Origin of the sequence: Rahnella sp. EDr1-12, from assembly GCF_049206505.1 — a bacterium.
GTDB classification, from domain to species: Bacteria; Pseudomonadota; Gammaproteobacteria; order Enterobacterales; family Enterobacteriaceae; genus Rahnella; species Rahnella rivi.
This window is the reverse complement of the sequence record NZ_JBLZNY010000002.1, coordinates 354,064-370,224: the sequence shown is the minus strand read 5'-3', so window position 1 is coordinate 370,224 and position 16,161 is coordinate 354,064. Positions and strand designations below refer to the sequence as shown.

Genomic DNA, 16,161 nt, shown 5'->3' with positions numbered 1-16,161 from the left:
GTTTTTCAGATGATTGAGCTACCGCCGGGGCGTCGCCTCGGATAGAGTTCGCACCATACGTCTTTTGCCAGTGTGAAAGGCATCGTCTGAGTTTTTGGATCCCTGAGGTAATAATAAGAATGAAAAAATTGTTAATGGTAGGGTGTTTACTGACTGCATTTACCTCCGCTTCTGTTTTGGCGGATGCCAGCAGCGATCTTAAATCCCGCCTGGGCAAACTGAACACCTTCCACGCCAGCTTTACGCAGACCGTGACCAGTGATGATGGCGCCGCTGTTCAGCAGGGCGAAGGTCAACTGTGGGTAAAACGTCCGAACCTGTTCAACTGGCATATGACCACGCCAGATGAAAGCATTTTGGTTTCCGATGGTAAAACCCTGTGGTTTTACAATCCGTTTGTTGAGCAAGTGACTGCAACCTGGTTGAAAAATGCGACCGGTAACACGCCGTTTATGCTGATCACCCGTAACGACAGCAGTGACTGGGCGAAATATAACGTGAAGCAAAAAGGCGATGATTTCGAATTAACGCCTAAAGGCGCAACCGGTAATCTGAAACAATTCACCATCAACGTGACGCCGACCGGCACCATCAAGAGTTTCTCGGCTATCGAGCAGGACGGGCAGAAAAGCGCTTACGTTCTCAAAGGTGAGCAGAATGCGACCGTTGACGATGCCAAATTTAAATTTACTCCACCACAAGGTGTGACGGTGGACGACCAGCGTCAGTGAGGCCCCTTTGAGTAATATGTCACTCGATTTTTCCCAGAATGAATTTCAGCCACTGGCCGCCAGAATGCGGCCAGTCACTCTTGCAGAATATATCGGACAGCAACATCTGTTAGCGCCTGGCAAACCTTTGCCACGCGCGATTGAAGCAGGACAGTTGCATTCGATGATCTTGTGGGGGCCGCCGGGCACCGGGAAAACGACGCTGGCAGAACTGATTGGCCGCTATGCAAATGCTGACGTCGAGCGCATTTCAGCGGTCACTTCAGGCATCAAAGAGATCCGTGAAGCTATTGAACGCGCCCGTCAAAATCGTGATGCCGGGCGTCGTACTATTCTGTTTGTCGATGAAGTCCATCGTTTTAATAAAAGCCAGCAGGATGCATTCCTGCCGCATATCGAAGACGGCACCATTACGTTTATTGGTGCGACGACGGAAAATCCCTCGTTCGAACTCAATTCTGCATTGCTGTCACGCGTCCGCGTTTATCTGCTGAAATCCCTCACTGCGGAAGATATCGAAAAAGTCATCGACCAGGCACTCACCAATGCCGAGCGCGGATACGCCAATGAAAAAATTCGTGTTCCGCCAGATACGCGCAGGATGTTGTCGGAGCTGGTGAATGGCGATGCCCGCCGCGCGCTCAACAGCATCGAAATGATGGCCGATATGGCAGAAGTCGATGCAAAAGGTTTCCGGACACTCACGCCCGAATTATTGACCGAAATTTCCGGCGAGCGCAGCGCGCGATTTGATAACAAAGGCGATCGCTTCTATGACTTGATTTCTGCATTGCACAAATCGGTTCGTGGCTCATCTCCGGACGGCGCACTTTACTGGTATGCCCGTATTATCACCGCGGGAGGAGATCCTCTCTACGTAGCCCGCCGGTTATTAGCCATCGCGTCAGAAGATGTGGGCAATGCCGATCCTCGCGCAATGCAGGTGGCGATTGCAGCCTGGGATTGTTTCACCCGCGTCGGTCCCGCGGAAGGTGAACGGGCGATAGCTCAGGCGATTGTCTATCTGGCTTGCGCGCCAAAAAGTAATGCAGTTTACAGTGCGTTTAAAGCAGCAATGCGTGATGCGCGTGAAAAATCTGACTACGATGTGCCTGAACATTTGCGTAATGCTCCGACCAAGCTGATGAAAGAAATGGGGCTGGGTAAAGAATATCGTTATGCCCACGATGAGCCGAACGCGTACGCCGCCGGAGAAGATTATTTCCCACCGGAAATGGCCCGAACTCAGTATTATTATCCCACCTCCCGCGGTCTGGAAGGCAAGATCGGTGAAAAGCTGGCTTGGCTTGCTGAACAAGATCAAAATAGCCCGACAAAACGCTACCGCTAACTTTATCGTTGCGGTAAGGTTACCTGGATAACTCTTTGACACGCTGCCGTTTAACGCGGCGTGCTTCATCAAATTAACATTCAATAACGACACGTACAGGATTAGCATGCTCGATCCCAATCTGCTGCGTAATGAGCTAGACGCAGTTGCAGAAAAACTCGCTCGCAGAGGTTTTAAACTCGATGTGGAAAAGCTGCGTTCTCAGGAAGAGCGCCGCAAAGTCTTGCAGGTAGAAACGGAAACTCTCCAGGCTGAACGTAACGCACGATCGAAAACTATCGGTCAGGCTAAAGCCCGTGGCGAAGACATCGAACCCCTGCGTCAGGAAGTGTTTACGCTGGGTGAGAAGCTGGATGCAGCAAAAGCTGAACTGGACGCATTGCAAAATGATATCCGTGATGTCGCTTCTGCTATTCCTAACTTGCCAGATGATTCCGTACCTGCCGGTAAAGATGAAAACGATAATCAGGAAGTCAGCCGCTGGGGCACACCGCGCCAGTACGATTTCGCCGTACGCGATCACGTATCGCTGGGTGAAATGGCGGGCGGTCTGGATTTCGCCGCTGCGGTTAAGCTGACCGGTTCTCGTTTCGTTGTCATGAAAGGGCAAATTGCCCGCATGCATCGCGCACTTTCTCAGTTCATGCTTGACTTGCATACTGAGCAGCACGGTTATCTGGAAGCGTACGTTCCTTATCTGGTCAACCATGAAACGCTTTATGGTACCGGTCAGTTGCCTAAGTTTGGCGAAGACTTGTTCCATACCAAGCCTTTGGACGAAGAAGCGGGCAGCAGCAACTATGCGCTGATCCCAACGGCAGAAGTGCCTCTGACCAATCTGGTGCGTGACGAAATCCTCGATGAGGAATCACTGCCTCTGAAGATGACTGCGCATACGCCATGTTTCCGTTCAGAAGCCGGTTCCTACGGACGTGATACCCGTGGTCTGATCCGTATGCACCAGTTCGATAAAGTCGAGATGGTTCAGATTGTTCGTCCGGAAGATTCAATGCAGGCGCTTGAAGAACTGACTGGCCATGCCGAAAAAGTCCTTCAGCTGCTGAATCTGCCATACCGCAAAATGTTGCTGTGCACTGGCGATATGGGCTTTGGTTCAAGCAAAACCTATGATCTGGAAGTGTGGCTGCCCGCGCAGGATACGTACCGTGAAATCTCCTCGTGTTCTAACATGTGGGATTTCCAGGCGCGTCGCATGCAGGCTCGCTGCCGTAGCAAAACAGAGAAGAAGCCACGTCTGGTTCACACTCTGAACGGTTCCGGTCTGGCCGTTGGCCGTACACTGGTTGCCGTGCTGGAAAACTATCAGCAAGCAGATGGCCGTATCGAAGTGCCGGAAGTGCTGCGTCCTTACATGGGCGGTTTAGAATATATCGGCTAATGCCGCTATATACTTTACAATATAGCGAAAAGCGCCTCCGGGCGCTTTTTTTATGTCTGAAATCGTGCGTTGTACGAGGGTTCTGCTGTTCCGTCTCCCCCAATCCTTTCCAATCTTGATAGCAAACAAAGTTTCCTACCTCATGGTGAGTAATATCCATGCATTCCGAGTGGGTACCCTAATACTCCCTGTGCTTTGCATTTCTGCCCGCTCAATTCTTCGTCAAAGTCTGGTGTCATTGTAAGCACCGGTCCGGATGACGAAGCAACTTACCGGAGCGGAAATATGTCGGAAATAAAACCAGAAATTATTCCTGAAAATACAGGTATCAGCCGGCGGACGTTGATGAAAAACTCTTCACTGGCCGGGCTGGCTCTTGCTGCAGGAGGCGTCTCGCTGCCATTTGGACGAAGTGCTTTAGCCGCGGCGATAGGGGAAGGAAAACATCCCACGCCTGAAGATAAAGTGGTCTGGGGTGCCTGTTCCGTTAACTGCGGCAGCCGATGCGCATTGCGGCTACACGTTCGCCACGATGAAGTGTATTGGGTTGAAACGGATAATACCGGCAATGATATTTATGGCGATCACCAGGTGCGCGCCTGCCTGCGTGGACGCTCCATGCGCCGGCGTATGAATCACCCGGACCGGTTAAACTATCCGATGAAACGCGTGGGTAAGCGCGGAGAAGGTAAGTTTGTCCGCATCAGCTGGGAAGAGGCTTTTGACGAGATTGCCAATAATCTGAAACGTATCGTCGCTAAATACGGCAACGAAGCGGTATATATCAATTACACCTCTGGCGTGGTTGGCGGCAACATCACCCGTTCATCGCCTTACGCCTCACTGGTAGCCCGCCTGATGAACTGCTACGGCGGTTTTCTCAGTCATTACGGCACTTACAGCACCGCTCAAATTTCCTGCGCCATGCCCTACACCTATGGCAGCAACGACGGCAACAGCACGTCTGATATCGAAAACAGCAAACTGGTGGTGCTCTTCGGTAACAATCCTGCCGAGACGCGTATGAGTGGCGGCGGCATCACGTACTACCTCGAAGAGGCGCGTCAGCGTTCCAATGCTCGCATGATCGTGATCGACCCGCGTTATACCGATACTGCAGCAGGCCGCGAAGATGAATGGATCCCCATCCGTCCGGGCACGGATGCTGCGCTGGTCGCGGGCCTTGCGCATGTGATGATCAGCGAAAATTTGGTGGATCAGCCTTTCCTGGATACGTATTGCGTGGGCTATGACGAAAAAACACTGCCTGCCGATGCACCCGCCAATAGCCACTATAAAGCTTACATTCTGGGTCAGGGTGCGGATGCCACGCCCAAAACACCGGAATGGGCCTCGCACATCACCGGCATTCCGGCATCGCGAATCGTTAAGCTTGCGCGGGAAATCGGTCAGGCTAAGCCTGCGTACATTTCTCAGGGATGGGGGCCGCAGCGCCAGGCCAACGGTGAGCTGACGTCACGCGCCATTGCTATGCTGCCAATTTTAACCGGTAACGTGGGTATTAACGGCGGTAACAGCGGCGCGCGTGAGTCGACTTATACCCTCACCATTGAACGAATGCCTGTGCTGGAAAACCCGGTAGAAACGCAGATTTCCTGTTTCAGCTGGACCGACGCCATTGCGCGTGGCCCTGAAATGACGGCTAAAGCCGATGGTGTTCGCGGTAAAGACAAGCTGGATGTGCCGATCAAGTTCATCTGGAACTATGCCGGGAATACCATCACCAACCAGCATTCCGACATCAACAAAACTCACGATATTTTGCAGGACGATCAGGACTGCGAAATGATTGTCGTGATTGAAAACTTCATGACCTCCTCAGCTAAGTATGCCGACATCCTGCTGCCTGATCTGATGACCGTTGAGCAGGAAGATATCATCCCGAATGATTACGCCGGAAATATGGGCTATCTGATTTTCATCCAGCCAGCGACCTCGGCTAAGTTCGGGCGAAAAGGCATTTACGAGATGATGAGCGAAGTGGCGCGTCGCCTTGGGCCTGATGTTTACGACAAGTTCACAGAGGGCCGTACTCAGCGTGAGTGGTTGCAATATCTCTACGCCAAAATGCTGCTGAAAGACCCGGTGCTGCCTGCGTATGAAGCCTTGCGTGACATGGGAATTTATAAGCGCAAAGACCCTGCAGGGCATTTTGTTGCTTATAAAAAATTCCGTCAGGATCCGCAGGCTAACCCGCTTAAAACCCCGTCCGGAAAAATCGAAATTTACTCTTCTGCACTGGCAAAAATTGCCGGTGAATGGGAATTGAAAAAAGACGAAACCATCAGCCCGTTACCAGTGTATGCCTCGACCTTTGAAGGCTGGGACGATCCGAAACGCAGTCAGTTCCCGTTGCAGATGTTCGGTTTCCATTACAAAGCGCGCACTCACTCGACCTACGGCAATATTGATGTGCTGCAGGCCGCCTGCCGTCAGGAAGTGTGGATCAATCCACTGGATGCCAAAACCCGTGGCATTGAAAACGGCGACAAAGTGAAGGTCTTTAACGATCGCGGTGAAGTGCGTGTCGCGGCAAAAGTGACGCCACGGATCATGCCCGGCGTTGTGGCTATGGGGCAGGGCGCATGGCATCAGGCCAATATGAAAGGTGATCGTATTGACCATGGCGCGTGTATGAACACGCTGACCACCCAACGCCCGTCCCCGCTGGCGAAGGGAAATCCGCAACATACGAATCTCATTCAAATAGAAAAAATATAGAAATTAGCGAAGGCCGATAAGGCGTCGTACAGAAGTGGTCGTTAACGTTTCATCCCTTTGCTGTTTATGAAGGGATATTAAGGAGCAAGGATATGTCGAATAAAATGCAAGGAAATGCAGGGACAGCCGCAGGAATAAGTCGTCGAACGTTGATGAAAAATTCCGCATTGGTGGGACTGGTTGCCGCAGCCGGAGGGGTAACGATGCCTTTCAGGCACGCGCAGGCGGCCGGGACTGCCACCGACAGCAAACTTACCGACGAAAAAGTGGTATGGAGTGCCTGTACGGTTAACTGTGAAAGCCGCTGCCCGTTAAGAATGCATGTTGTTGATGGTGAAATTCGTTATGTCGAAACCGATAACACCGGCGATGACAATTACGAAGGATTACATCAGGTCAGGGCCTGTCTGCGCGGGCGCTCGATGCGTCGCCGAGTGTATAACCCTGATCGTTTGAAGTTTCCGATGAAGCGGGTGGGTGCGCGCGGAGAAGGAAAATTCATTCGTATTAGCTGGGAAGAAGCCTTCGAGACGATTTCTGGCAGCCTGAAAGACATCATCGGCAAATACGGTAATGAGGCGGTTTATCTCAATTACGGTACCGGAACGTTAGGCGGCACCATGACCCGTTCATGGCCGCCAGGCTCCACATTGATTGCCCGTCTGATGAATTGCTGTGGCGGTTATCTGAATCATTATGGTGATTACAGCTCGGCGCAGATCGCGGCAGGCCTTAATTATACCTATGGCGGATGGGCCGATGGTAACAGCCCGTCGGATATCGAAAACAGTAAACTGGTGGTGTTTTTCGGTAATAACCCCGGCGAAACCCGGCTCAGTGGCGGTGGTGTGACTTACTATCTGGCGCAGGCACGGGAAAAGTCCAATGCCCGCATGATCATCATCGACCCACGTTATACCGATACAGCTGCAGGGCGTGAAGATGAGTGGATCCCTATTCGCCCCGGAACAGACGCTGCGCTTGCTGCGGCCCTCGCTCACGTGATGATCACTGAAAATCTGGTCGATCAGCCGTTCCTTGATAAGTATTGCGTCGGCTACGATGAAAAAACCTTACCTGCAGGCGCGCCTGCCAACGGGCATTACAAAGCCTACATTTTGGGTAGCGGGGAAGACGGAACAGCCAAAACACCTGAATGGGCGTCAAAGATCACCGGCATCACCGTCGACAAAATTGTCAAACTTGCCCGCGAAATCGGTCAGGCAAAACCAGCGTTTATCGCACAGGGCTGGGGGCCGCAGCGTCATGCCAATGGTGAACTCGCGACCCGTGCAATCGCAATGCTGGCAATTCTTACCGGCAACGTAGGGATCAATGGCGGTAACTCCGGTGCCTGTGAAGGATTCTACAGCCTGCCCTTTGTTCGCATGCCTGCTTTTGAAAACCCGGTAACGACCAGCATTCCGTTTTTCCTGTGGACCGATGCGGTTAAACGCGGGCCGGAACTGACCGCTTTAAAAGACGGTATTCGCGGGAAAGATAAACTCAGCGTACCGATTAAGTTTATCTGGAATTATGCCGGTAACAGTCTGATAAACCAGCACTCTGAGATCAACCGCACGCACGACATCCTGCAGGATGACAAGCAGTGTGAAATGATCGTGGTCATCGACAATCACATGACGGCGTCTGCCCGATACGCGGATATTATCCTGCCCGACTGCACGGCCTCTGAGCAGATGGATTTCTGTCTCGATGCCTCATCCGGGAATATGGCGTATGTCATTTTTGCCGATCAGGTCATCAAACCTCGTTTTGAATGCAAAAATATTTATGAGATGACCAGCGAACTGGCGAAACGCATGGGCGTCGGGGAGAAATTTACGGAAGGCCGCACGCAGGAAGAGTGGATGCGTCACTTGTACCAGCAATCTGTGCAGGCCATTCCCGCGCTTCCTGATTTCGATACCTTCCGCCAGCAGGGGATTTTCAAGCAGCGTGATCCTGAGCAACACCACGTGGCGTACAAATCATTCCGTGAAGATCCGCTTGCCAATCCTCTGGAAACGCCTTCGGGGAAAATTGAAATCTATTCGGCCGCGCTGGCTGATATCGCAGCGAAATGGCAGCTGGAAAAAGAAGACATTATCGATCCGTTACCGGTTTATGCCGCCGGATTCGAAAACTATGACGATCCGCTGGCCAGCCGTTATCCCCTGCAACTGACAGGTTTCCATTTCAAAGGTCGGGTGCATTCAACTTACGGAAATGTGGATGTGCTGAAAGCCGCATGCCGTCAGGAAATGTGGATTAACCCCATGGATGCTGCGCAGCGTGGCATAAACAATGGCGACATGATCCGCATCTTTAACGATCGCGGAGAAGTGCAGATTGCCGCGAAAGTGACGCCGCGCATGATGCCGGGTGTCGTCGCGCTTGGCGAAGGTGCCTGGTACACCCCTGACAGCAAAAGAATCGACCGTGCGGGCAGCATCAACGTACTGACTTCTCAAAGACCTTCACCGCTGGCGAAAGGTAACCCCTCTCATACCAACCTTGTGCAAGTGGCTAAGGTTTAACGGAGCAATAAATGACAACTCAATATGGTTTTTATATTGATTCAAGCCGCTGCACAGGATGCAAAACCTGCGAACTGGCCTGTAAAGACTTCAAAAATTTAACGCCTGACGTTAATTTTCGCCGCATTTATGAATATGCCGGTGGCGACTGGCAGAAGGACGGTGATGGCTGGAATCAGAATGTGTTCGCTTATTATCTGTCGATTTCCTGCAACCACTGTGCAGATCCAGCCTGTACCAAAGTGTGCCCGAGCGGTGCAATGCACAAACGTGAAGACGGATTTGTTGTGGTCAACGAAGACGTCTGTATTGGCTGTCGCTACTGCCATATGGCCTGTCCTTATGGCGCGCCGCAATACAACGAAGCGAAAGGACATATGACCAAATGCGACGGCTGTTATGAGCGCGTTGCGGAAGGTAAAAAACCTATTTGCGTCGAGTCCTGCCCGCTGCGTGCGCTTGATATGGCACCGATCGAAGAACTGCGTGCGAAATATGGCGATCTGGCAGAAGTGGCACCCTTGCCGGCTGCGCATTTCACGCACCCAAATATCGTCATTAAACCCAATGCGAATTGCCGTCCTGTAGGCGATACAACGGGTTATCTGGCTAACCCGAAGGAGGTTTGAGATGGGAAACGGATGGCATGAATGGCCTTTAATGGTCTTTACCGTGTTGGGGCAGTGTGTTGTTGGGGCATTTATCGTGCTGGCTATAGCATTACTGACTCAGCGCTTTGCAGAAGAGCAACGTCGTATTCACCTGTCGATGTTTTTCCTTTGGGCACTGATGGCGGTGGCGTTTATTGCTTCGGTCTTGCATCTGGGCTCACCGCTGCGCGCATTTAACTCGCTCAACCGTCTCGGCGCTTCTCCGCTGAGTAACGAGATTGGCAGCGGTTCACTGTTCTTTGCTCTTGGTGGCATTTACTGGCTGCTGGCAATGATCAACAAAATGCCGCGCCTGTTGGGTAAAATTTGGCTGGTGGTCACTATGCTGGCGGGTATCGGGTTTGTTTACGCAATGTGCCGCGTTTATGAAATCAATACTGTGCCTACCTGGAATAACCTTTACACCGCATTCAGCTTCGGACTGACAGTTCTGATTGGTGGCCCGGTTCTCGGCTATCTGCTGCTGCGTGGTGCGAATATCCAGGGTTGTGGTCTGCGTCTGTTACCGGTCATCAGCCTGACAGGGCTGGTGATCAGTATGGTGCTGGTGGTGATGCAAAGTGCAGGTCTGGCGAATATCCACAGTTCGGTTCAGGCGGCATCTGCATTGATCCCGCAATATGGCAGCTTGTCTGCATGGCGGCTGGTGCTGATCATTCTGGGATTAGGCTGCTGGTTCTGTCCGTTGATCATGCGTAAACGTCCTGCGCTGCTCTCAATGATTCTGGCATTTGTGCTGGTCTTCTCGGGAGAACTGGTGGGACGCGCAATTTTCTACGGTCTGCATATGACCGTGGGTATGGCGGTAAGCGGTTAATTACAGAACTGTTATCTTTGTCTGGGGACGCCTCGCCGTCGGTGGCGCGTCCCCACGTAAAAATGAGTGAATTATGTCAGCAGAATCAATAAGTTTAACGAGTAAAGTATTGGGTGCGATGCTGTACTATCCGCCAGCGTCGGAAGAGGTTCAGCCGCTGATTGCGTTGTTGAAAACCAGCGACTGGGCCCCGTTATGGCCGTTTGCCACGGCAGAGATTAAGGCTCAGGCAGCCGAATTATTCGCACAAATCGATGAGGCTGAAGAAAGTGCCGGGCAGGCTTATCAGCGCTTATTTATCGGGCCGTACGCATTACCCGCTCCGCCGTGGGGTTCGGTCTATCTGGATAAAGAATCGGTAGTGTTTGGTGATTCAACCCTTGCACTGCGCCAGTGGATGCGTGAAAACCATATCGAACCGCTCCTGACGCAGGCCGAGCCGGAGGATCATATTGGCCTGTTACTGATGATGTGCGCATGGCTGGCTGAGAATTCCCCGTCATTGCTGAACGAGTTTATGGCGCAGCATTTATTGCCGTGGTCAGGCCGATACCTCGAATTGTTGCAGCAAAAATCCGAACATCCGCTTTATCAGGGGGTTGCCCTTCTTGCCGGGTCCACATTGTCAGGCTGGCAGCAGCAACTGGCGCTGAAAATCCCTTCAGCAGATCTCTATTTCTGATGAGCAATTCTGAAAGCGGAATGAGCGCTCGCCAGGTCAGCCGTCGCGGATTATTTCGCGGCTTGCTGGCTTCGGCGAAACAGACCAAAGAGCAGACCGCTGCACCAGCCGAATCACTCCCGCAGCGTCTGCTTCCCCGTCCTCCCCAGGCGGTGGCAGAATCCTTATTCCTCCAAAGATGTAGCGGGTGCGGAAACTGCACCCAGGCTTGTCCGGTCGGTATGCTGCACCTTCAGGAAGGTAAGCCAGCCTTGAGCATTGAGTATGCAGACTGTGATTTCTGCGGAGCCTGCACTCAGGCTTGTGAAACCGGCGCACTGGATGCCTCCGTCAGGGCGGATACCGGGTTACGACCTGTGCATTTGCCACAATGTCTCGGGCGAATGGATGATATGTGCAGGATGTGTGAAATTGCGTGTCCGCGCACGGCAATATTTTTTAATCAACAGAATCAGCCCTCCGTTGATGACGAAAAATGTGACGGCTGCGGGAAATGCAAACTTGTTTGTTATCATGGTGATATCAGATTGTCATTAAATCATCATGAAGCATAATCACACCGCTTGATTAACGATTTCAATCATCACCCTCCAGTTTGTGGGCAGACGGGTTTTTGCCAGATTGACATTTTATTCGCCGGTGGCATGATGCGCGCAATTTCTTCGTCTTTGTGGTCATCAACGCCTTATGTCCGCCTATTCCCGTCCCGTTTCACTGCTGCTTTGCGGACTTCTTCTGCTGACGATTTCTATCGCCGTTTTGAACACGCTTGTCCCTTTGTGGCTGAGCCACGAGCAATTGCCGACCTGGCAGGTTGGCCTCGTCAGCTCATCTTATTTTACCGGTAATTTACTCGGTACGCTGATCGCCGGTGGCCTGATAAAGCGTTTCGGTTTTAACCGCAGTTATTACTTGTCGTGCTTCCTGTTTGCCGGTGCTACCGCGGGTCTGGCGCTTTCCATGAGTTTCTGGAGCTGGATCGGTGCACGTTTTATTGCCGGTGTTGGCTGTGCGCTGATTTGGGTGGTAGTGGAAAGCGCGCTGATGCGCAGCGGTACGGTGAAGAACCGCGGGCAACTGCTGGCGGCATACATGATTATGTATTACATCGGTACTGTGGTTGGACAACTTCTGGTCGGCACTGTGCCAACGCAGATATTCAGCGTATTGCCATGGGTAACCTCGCTCATCGTTATCGCCATGTTACCGCTGCTGTTTGCTCATCTGGAAAATCAGGACAGCGAACAGCCTCGTCATTCTGTTTTACCCATGTTCCGTCGTCGTAATGCGCGCCTTGGAATTAACGGATGCATTATTTCCGGCATCGTTCTGGGATCGCTGTATGGGCTGATGCCGCTTTTCCTGACGCATCAGGGCATGAGCGATGCCAATGTCGGCTACTGGATGGCGCTGCTGGTCAGTGCGGGAATTATCGGGCAGTGGCCGGTAGGACGTCTTGCCGATCGCTATGGCCGTCTGATGGTTTTACGCATTCAGATTTTTTGTGTCATCCTCGGCAGCATTGCAATGCTCAGTGGTTATGCGATGGCTCCTACGCTATTTATTCTCGGATGCGCCGGTTTCACCCTTTATCCGGTTGCGATGTCGTGGGCGTGCGAAAAGGTCAGTTCTGAGGAGCTGGTGGCAATGAATCAGGCTCTGCTGATGAGCTACACCATCGGCAGTCTTGCCGGACCGACGATGACAGCGATGCTGATGCAGAGCTATTCCGACCGCCTGCTGTTTGTGATGATCGCGGTGGTTTCACTGGTCTATCTGGTGATGTTGATGCGTAAGGCCGATCAGAGCCACAACCCGGTGGCAGCCGCGTAATGCTTAAAAATGGTTAACCTGACCTGAAACCCGCCCAATAAAAAGACGCCGAAGATGGCGTCTTTTTGGTTTCAAAAGCCTGTTATTTAATCAGAAATATCAGTAGATAACTTTGTGCCCGTAGCTGGCAAGAATGTTTTTCACTCTATCCATAATTTCGGTCGTTGGCGGGTTTACGCCATCCAGGCCGTACTTTTCACCCATTGCCGTCCATTTATGTTTGCCAAGCTCATGGTAAGGCAGCAGCTCAATCTTTTCGATATTGGTCATGTCTTTGGTGAACTCGCCAAGTTTGTGCGCAGATTCGTCATCATCAGACCAGCCCGGCACCACAACGTAGCGGATCCAGGTGCGTTGATTACGTTTTGCCAGATAGCGCGCAAAGTCCAGCGTGCGATGGTTGGAGACGCCGACCAAATTCTGATGGATATCGTCGTTCATCTGTTTTAGATCGAGCATTACCAGATCAGAGGCATCGAGCAATTCATCTATCACCGGGTCATAGCGGCGGACAAAACCGTTGGTATCCAGACAGGTATTGATCCCTTCTTTCTGGCAGGCGCGGAACCAGTCACGCACGAATTCCGCCTGAAGGATCGCTTCACCGCCAGAGGCTGTTACACCGCCGCCGGAAGCATTCATAAAGTGGCGATAGGTCACGACTTCTTTCATCAAATCGTCGACATTGATTTCTTTGCCGCCATGAGTGTCCCAGGTATCGCGGTTGTGGCAATACATGCAACGCATCAGGCAACCTTGGAAGAAAACAATAAAGCGGATACCTGGGCCGTCTACGGTGCCACAGGATTCATATGAGTGGATTCGACCTTGAACTGACATTGCGGGTTATTCTCCATATTGACCAATGAATAGCAGTCTAAAAGTGCGGATGCTGGCCTGGCAGAGATAAACTGGGAACCATCTGTTTATGATACCAGACAATCAATAAGGTTGATTGCCAGCGATTGCCGGAACTGCTTTGCCAGAGATCCACAACCATAGCGCTCTGGCAAAACAGACTGTCATGAAGACAGTAAAGAGTAGGGCGGATGAAACAAAGGCTCCACGATGTGGAGCCTTTTTATCACACTAAACGAAAGGGTGAGTTATTACAGGGACTTAGTGAAAGTACGGGTAATAACGTCTTGTTGCTGTTCTTTAGTCAGTGAGTTGAAGCGTACCGCGTAACCTGAAACACGGATGGTCAGCTGAGGATAGTTCTCAGGGTGTTCCATCGCATCTAACAGCATCTCACGGTTCATGACGTTCACGTTCAGGTGTTGACCACCTTCGATGGACGCTTCGTGATGGAAGTAACCATCCATCAGACCCGCAAGGTTCGCTTTACGCACATCATCGTCTTTACCCAGCGCGTTAGGAACGATAGAGAAGGTATAAGAAATACCATCTTTCGCGTAAGCAAACGGCAGTTTAGCAACGGAAGTCAGGGAGGCAACGGCACCTTTCTGATCACGACCGTGCATTGGGTTTGCACCTGGACCGAATGGCGCACCAGCACGACGACCATCTGGAGTGTTACCGGTTTTCTTACCATAAACCACGTTAGAGGTGATGGTCAGAACAGACTGAGTTGCCACAGCGCCACGGTAGGTACGCAGTTTCTGAATTTTCTTCATGAAACGTTCTACCAGGTCACAAGCGATGTCATCTACGCGAGAATCGTTGTTACCGAACTGTGGATATTCGCCTTCAATTTTGAAGTCGACAGCCAGGCCGTCTTCGTCGCGGATGGTGCTTACTTTGGCATATTTGATAGCAGACAGGGAGTCAGCAGCAACAGACAGACCTGCGATACCACACGCCATGGTGCGATAAACATCGCGGTCATGCAGTGCCATCAATGCAGCTTCGTAGCTGTATTTATCATGCATGTAGTGAATGATGTTCAGTGCAGTCACGTACTGTTTTGCTAACCAGTCCATGAAGTGGTCCATGCGATCCATGACTTTGTCATAGTCCAGCACGGTATCCATCATTGGCGCTTCTTTCGGGCCAACCTGGATTTTCATTTTTTCATCAACGCCGCCGTTGATTGCGTACAACATGGTTTTCGCCAGGTTTGCACGAGCACCGAAGAACTGCATTTGTTTACCCACAACCATCGGGCTCACACAACAAGCGATAGCGTAGTCATCGTTGTTGAAGTCAGGACGCATCAGGTCATCGTTCTCATACTGTACAGATGAGGTATCGATAGACACTTTGGCTGCGTACTTTTTGAAGTTCATTGGCAGCTTTTCAGACCACAGAATGGTCATGTTCGGTTCTGGTGAAGGCCCCATGGTGTAAAGGGTATTCAGGAAACGATAGCTGTTTTTGGTCACCAGAGTACGGCCATCAACACCCATACCGGCCAGGGATTCTGTTGCCCAGATTGGGTCACCAGAGAACAGTTCATCATATTCAGGAGTACGCAGGAAACGTACCATACGCAGTTTCATAACCAGATGGTCAATCAGTTCCTGAGCTTGTTCTTCGTTCAGTTTGCCTGCTTTGATATCACGTTCGATGAACACGTCAAGGAAAGTAGATACGCGGCCGAAGGACATTGCTGCACCGTTCTGAGATTTAACCGCAGCCAGGTAGCCGAAGTAAGTCCACTGAACAGCTTCCTGCGCGCTGGTTGCAGGACCAGAAATGTCGTAGCCGTATTTAGCAGCCATTTCTTTAATCTGACCCAGAGCACGATGTTGTTCTGAGATTTCTTCACGCAGCTGGATGGTCATTTCCAGATTCACGCCATTTTCCAGGTCGTCTTGCAGAGACTGGAACTGTGCGAATTTGTCAGCCATCAGGAAGTCGATACCGTAAAGTGCAACGCGACGGTAGTCACCAATGATACGGCCACGGCCATAGGCATCGGGTAAACCGGTCAGCACGCCAGATTTACGGCAGTTCAGGATGTCTTTTGTGTAAACGTCGAACACACCCTGGTTATGCGTTTTGCGATAATCGGTGAAGATTTTTTTCAGCGCTGGATCCAGTTCACGGCCATAAACTTTACATGAACCTTCTACCATTTTGATGCCGCCGAATGGGATCAGGGCACGTTTCAATGGCGCGTCAGTTTGCAGACCAACGATGGTTTCCAGAGATTTATTGATGTAGCCAGCGTCATGAGAAGTGATGGTAGCCGCAACGTCAGTATCGAAGTCAACCGGAGCTTTGGTGCTGTTCTCCAGTTTGATACCGTCCATTACTTTATCCCACAGGGTGGTTGTCGCCTGAGTCGCGCCAGCCAGGAAGGACTCATCACCTTCATACGGGGTGTAGTTCTTCTGAATGAAGTCACGGACGTTTACGCCATTCTGCCATTCACCAGCACTAAAGCCTTGCCATGCGTTGGTCAATTTTTCATTGAGCTTGGACATCTT

At 51.5% G+C, this 16,161-nt stretch carries 12 protein-coding genes; 10 read left to right on the top strand and 2 right to left on the bottom strand.

What is annotated here, in order from left to right; translation table 11 throughout:
- Nucleotides 1-119: 119 nt before the first annotated feature.
- The 10 genes from lolA (at nucleotide 120) to ACO0U8_RS11120 (ending at nucleotide 12,766) form a co-directional block, all read left to right on the top strand.
- Nucleotides 120-731 carry an outer membrane lipoprotein chaperone LolA gene (gene lolA, locus ACO0U8_RS11165; RefSeq protein WP_122094753.1) on the top strand — a complete coding sequence of 204 codons (612 nt, stop codon included), beginning with the start codon at nucleotides 120-122 and terminating at the stop codon, nucleotides 729-731.
- Nucleotides 732-738: 7 nt separating this feature from the next.
- On the top strand, nucleotides 739-2,082 hold the full coding sequence (locus tag ACO0U8_RS11160) for a replication-associated recombination protein A (RefSeq protein WP_421670794.1): 1,344 nt from the start codon (nucleotides 739-741) through the stop codon (nucleotides 2,080-2,082).
- Between the two features lie 106 nt (nucleotides 2,083-2,188).
- Complete coding sequence (gene serS / locus ACO0U8_RS11155; protein WP_122094757.1) at nucleotides 2,189-3,481, top strand: serine--tRNA ligase; 1,293 nt, start codon at nucleotides 2,189-2,191, stop codon at nucleotides 3,479-3,481.
- A 285-nt stretch (nucleotides 3,482-3,766) separates the two neighbouring features.
- A complete protein-coding gene (gene ynfE / locus ACO0U8_RS11150) occupies nucleotides 3,767-6,223 on the top strand; it encodes a selenate/tellurate reductase subunit YnfE (protein WP_421670793.1) in 2,457 nt (818 codons plus the stop codon).
- 104 nt (nucleotides 6,224-6,327) lie between these two features.
- On the top strand, nucleotides 6,328-8,763 hold the full coding sequence (gene dmsA, locus ACO0U8_RS11145; protein ID WP_421670993.1) for a dimethylsulfoxide reductase subunit A: 2,436 nt from the start codon (nucleotides 6,328-6,330) through the stop codon (nucleotides 8,761-8,763).
- 11 nt (nucleotides 8,764-8,774) lie between these two features.
- Entirely contained in the window at nucleotides 8,775-9,392 is a 618-nt protein-coding gene (locus ACO0U8_RS11140; protein ID WP_056769245.1) for a DMSO/selenate family reductase complex B subunit, read from the top strand.
- Nucleotide 9,393: 1 nt separating this feature from the next.
- A complete protein-coding gene (locus tag ACO0U8_RS11135) occupies nucleotides 9,394-10,251 on the top strand; it encodes a dimethyl sulfoxide reductase anchor subunit family protein (protein WP_421670792.1) in 858 nt (285 codons plus the stop codon).
- A 73-nt stretch (nucleotides 10,252-10,324) separates the two neighbouring features.
- Entirely contained in the window at nucleotides 10,325-10,933 is a 609-nt protein-coding gene (dmsD, locus tag ACO0U8_RS11130) for a Tat proofreading chaperone DmsD (protein ID WP_217203997.1), read from the top strand.
- Entirely contained in the window at nucleotides 10,933-11,487 is a 555-nt protein-coding gene (napF, locus tag ACO0U8_RS11125) for a ferredoxin-type protein NapF (RefSeq protein WP_217203998.1), read from the top strand. Before dmsD ends, napF begins: the two co-directional genes overlap by 1 nt.
- A gap of 133 nt (nucleotides 11,488-11,620) precedes the next feature.
- Nucleotides 11,621-12,766, top strand: coding sequence for an MFS transporter (locus ACO0U8_RS11120; protein WP_421670791.1), 1,146 nt, complete (start codon nucleotides 11,621-11,623; stop codon nucleotides 12,764-12,766).
- A 99-nt stretch (nucleotides 12,767-12,865) separates the two neighbouring features.
- Here the strand turns inward: ACO0U8_RS11120 and pflA are convergent, their stop codons facing one another.
- The gene (pflA, locus tag ACO0U8_RS11115; protein ID WP_056769253.1) at nucleotides 12,866-13,606 is read right to left on the bottom strand and encodes a pyruvate formate lyase 1-activating protein; all 741 of its coding nucleotides are present in this window, start codon (nucleotides 13,604-13,606) and stop codon (nucleotides 12,866-12,868) included.
- Between the two features lie 269 nt (nucleotides 13,607-13,875).
- Nucleotides 13,876-16,158 carry a formate C-acetyltransferase gene (gene pflB / locus ACO0U8_RS11110; RefSeq protein ID WP_122094770.1) on the bottom strand — a complete coding sequence of 761 codons (2,283 nt, stop codon included), beginning with the start codon at nucleotides 16,156-16,158 and terminating at the stop codon, nucleotides 13,876-13,878.
- Between the last annotated feature and the right edge of the window lie 3 nt (nucleotides 16,159-16,161).

Coding starts and splice junctions, on each gene's coding strand:
- lolA (WP_122094753.1), top strand. CDS start 120: ATGAAAAAATTGTTAATGGTAGGGTGTTTACTGACTGCATTTACCTCC.
- serS (WP_122094757.1), top strand. CDS start 2,189: ATGCTCGATCCCAATCTGCTGCGTAATGAGCTAGACGCAGTTGCAGAA.
- ynfE (WP_421670793.1), top strand. CDS start 3,767: ATGTCGGAAATAAAACCAGAAATTATTCCTGAAAATACAGGTATCAGC.
- dmsA (WP_421670993.1), top strand. CDS start 6,328: ATGCAAGGAAATGCAGGGACAGCCGCAGGAATAAGTCGTCGAACGTTG.
- ACO0U8_RS11140 (WP_056769245.1), top strand. CDS start 8,775: ATGACAACTCAATATGGTTTTTATATTGATTCAAGCCGCTGCACAGGA.
- ACO0U8_RS11135 (WP_421670792.1), top strand. CDS start 9,394: ATGGGAAACGGATGGCATGAATGGCCTTTAATGGTCTTTACCGTGTTG.
- dmsD (WP_217203997.1), top strand. CDS start 10,325: ATGTCAGCAGAATCAATAAGTTTAACGAGTAAAGTATTGGGTGCGATG.
- napF (WP_217203998.1), top strand. CDS start 10,933: ATGAGCAATTCTGAAAGCGGAATGAGCGCTCGCCAGGTCAGCCGTCGC.
- ACO0U8_RS11120 (WP_421670791.1), top strand. CDS start 11,621: ATGTCCGCCTATTCCCGTCCCGTTTCACTGCTGCTTTGCGGACTTCTT.
- pflA (WP_056769253.1), bottom strand. CDS start 13,606: ATGTCAGTTCAAGGTCGAATCCACTCATATGAATCCTGTGGCACCGTA.
- pflB (WP_122094770.1), bottom strand. CDS start 16,158: ATGTCCAAGCTCAATGAAAAATTGACCAACGCATGGCAAGGCTTTAGT.